A 2,959-nucleotide genomic window follows, 5' to 3' on the forward strand; every position below is an offset into this window, starting at 1 on the left:
ACACAAACACCACTGGCTGGACAGGCAGACCCCAGCGCAGGCCACCGGCACTATTACGACCGCGCGCCGCGACAACATCACGGACTGGTTCTACGCCCCGTCCTGGCAGCGAGCCGCTCTTCCCGCCGGGCAGCAGCCGGACTGCAGCCGGCACTGGCTGGTCTTCGCCGACGTCCTGGGCGTGGGTGAGGCGGTCGTCGAGCGGCTGCGGTCCGGGGGCGCCACCGTCACCGTGGTGGCGGCAGCCGGCGCCTGGTCCGAGCAAGGAGACGGCCGGTACGGCATCGACCCTGCCCGCAGCGCCGACTACGACCGGCTGATCAACGCGCTCGGGGAGGGACCCGCCGGCGTACCCACCCGCATCGTCCACGGCTGGAGCGTCACCGCACCGGGTGAGGAGGGGAGCCTCCAGCACGGCTTCGAGAGCCTGATCCGCCTCTCCCAGGCGCTCGTTCGCCACCCGGACAGCGAGCCGCGCCGGGTCTGGGTGCTCAGCAACGGGCTGCACAACGTCACCGGCGCCGAGCTGCTCTCGCCGCTTAAGGCCACCCTGCTGGGCCCCTGCCGAGTGCTGCCCCGCGAGCAGCCCGGCACCACCTGCCGGAGCGTCGACCTCGACTGCGTGACTGCTCCCTCTCAGGATCAGCTGGTGAGGCTGATGGCCGAGCTGGCCGCTGAGCCGGAGCCCGGTACGGAGACGGTGGCCCACCGGGGCGGCCACCGCTGGTCCCAGCACTACGTGCCGCAGCCACTGCCCCGACGCGACCAGGCCCCGGTGGTGCGCGGGGGTGGTGTCTACCTGGTCACCGGTGGCACCGGCGGCCTGGGTCTGGCCCTGGCCGAGCACCTCGCGGCCGCGGGAGCACGCGTCGCGCTCACCGCGCGCACCCGGCTTCCGGACGCCGAGGACTGGGACTCGTGGCTCGTCCGCAACCCGGGACCGGGCCGGCTCGCCGAAACCGTGCGGAAGCTGGTCCGGCTGCGGGACGCGGGCGCCGAGCTCCTGGTGTTCCAGGCCGATGTGAGCGACCCGGCCGCGATGCGCGAGGCCGTCCGGCAGACCACCCTGCGCTGGGGAGCCGTCCACGGCGCCTTCCACACGGCGGGCGTGGCCGGTGGCGGCCTGATCCAGCTCAAGGACCTCCAGGCGGCCGCCGAGGTGCTGCTCCCGAAGGTACGCGGCACCCTGGTGCTGGAAGAGGTCCTGGCAGACCAGGAGCTGGACTTCCTTGTCCTGTTCGGATCGAACGGTGCGAACATCGGCAGTGTCGGACAGGTCGACTACTGCGCCGCCAACTGCTTCCTCGACGCCTTCGCCCAGGACCGCGGCCGTGGTCAGCGGGTGATCTCGATCGACTGGGGTCCATGGCGGGAGATCGGCATGGCGGTCGGTACCGCTGCGCCGTCGGGCGTCGAGCAGGTGGACGAGCGCGCCATGTCGGCCGCCGAGGGACTGTGGGCTCTCGACACGATTCTGGCCGGCGCCTCGGAGTCGCAGATCATCGTGTCGCCCGCCGAGCTCCCGGCGCTCTTCGCGAGCGCCTTCTCGCTGGGCCAGGACGCCACCACCGTTGAGCCCCGAACCACCGCGCACGAACGCCCGGACATCCTGACCGAGTTCGTCGCGTCGCGCAGTGACACCGAGCGCGTGGTCTGCGAGGTGTGGCAGGACCTCCTTGGCATCGAGAAGGTCGGCATCCAGGACAGCTTCTTCGATCTCGGCGGCAACTCCCTGATCGCGATCCAACTGGTGAGCACCGTCAACACCAGGCTGGGCACGAAGCTCACGCTGGGCGACCTGTACGAGGGGCTGACGGTCGCACACCTGGCCGGCCTGACCGAGAAGCCGGTGCAGCAGGCACCGAGTGACAACCTCAAGGCACTTGAGGAACGCAGAGACAAGTTGCAGCGACGGCGCCAGCAGCAGCAACGGCGTCGAACGGCAAGGGGCGAATGATGACCACTGAATTCACCGATGTCCCGGCACGGGACGGTGTCGCGATCATCGGGATGGCGGGGCGTTTCCCCGGTGCCGGGGACCTGACCGAGTTCTGGTCGAACCTGCGCGACGGCGTCGAGTCGATCGTCGCCCTGACCGACGAGGAGCTTGCGGCGGCCGGAGTGCCGCCCGAGGAGTTCGGCCGGCCGGACTACGTCAAGGCCGCGCCCAAGTTCGAGGGCATCAGCCTGTTCGACGCGGAGTTCTTCGGGTACACCGCCCGCGAGGCCAAGATCATGGACCCGCAGCACCGGCTCTTCCTGGAGACGGCCTGGGGTGCGCTGGAGCACTCCGGTTACGACGCCGCCCAGTACGACGGCAGCATCGGTGTCTTCGGCGGCGCCAGTACCACCGCCTACCTCGGCAACATCCTCAGCAACCTGGAGCAGGGCGAGGCGATCAAGGGCGAGAACGTCGGCCTGGGCTTCGAACTCGCCTTCCTCACGAGCCGGGTGTCGTACAAGCTCGATCTGCGGGGGCCGAGCTTCCCCGTCCAGACCGCCTGCTCGAGCTCACTGGTCGCACTGCACGCCGCCTGCCAGAGCCTGCTCAACTACGAGTGCGACATGGCGCTTTCGGGTGCGGTCTCCTACAAGGTGCCCGAGAACACCGGGTATCTCTACCAGGAGGGCGCCTTCCTCGCTCCGGACGGGCACATCCGCCCGTTCGACGCGGACGCCCGGGGCACGGTCTTCGGCAACGGCGTCGGCGTGGTGGCGCTGAAGCGGCTGGAGGACGCGCTGGCCGACGGCGACACCATCCACGCGGTGATCAGGGGATCGGCCGTCAACAACGACGGTGGGGCCAAAGCCAGTTTCACCGCACCGACCGTCGCAGGTCAGACCGAGGTGATCACGGAGGCTCTGGCCGTCGCGGAGGTCGACCCCGAGAGCATCGACTATGTCGAGGCGCACGGCAGCGGCACCGTGATCGGCGATTCGATCGAGGTGCAGGCGTTGT

2 protein-coding genes are annotated in these 2,959 nt (G+C 69.9%); both read left to right on the top strand.

Features of this window, described 5'->3' with window-relative positions:
• Positions 1-1,957 (top strand): SDR family NAD(P)-dependent oxidoreductase (locus BFF76_RS30365; protein WP_141695714.1); only part of this gene is annotated, 1,957 nt, incomplete at its 5' end.
• 53 nt (positions 1,958-2,010) lie between these two features.
• Positions 2,011-2,959: beta-ketoacyl synthase N-terminal-like domain-containing protein (locus tag BFF76_RS30370; RefSeq protein ID WP_478078243.1), on the top strand; the 949-nt coding region annotated here is incomplete at its 3' end.

This window comes from Streptomyces mutomycini (genome assembly GCF_001700505.1).
In the GTDB taxonomy this organism is placed as follows: Bacteria; Actinomycetota; Actinomycetes; order Streptomycetales; family Streptomycetaceae; genus Streptomyces; species Streptomyces mutomycini.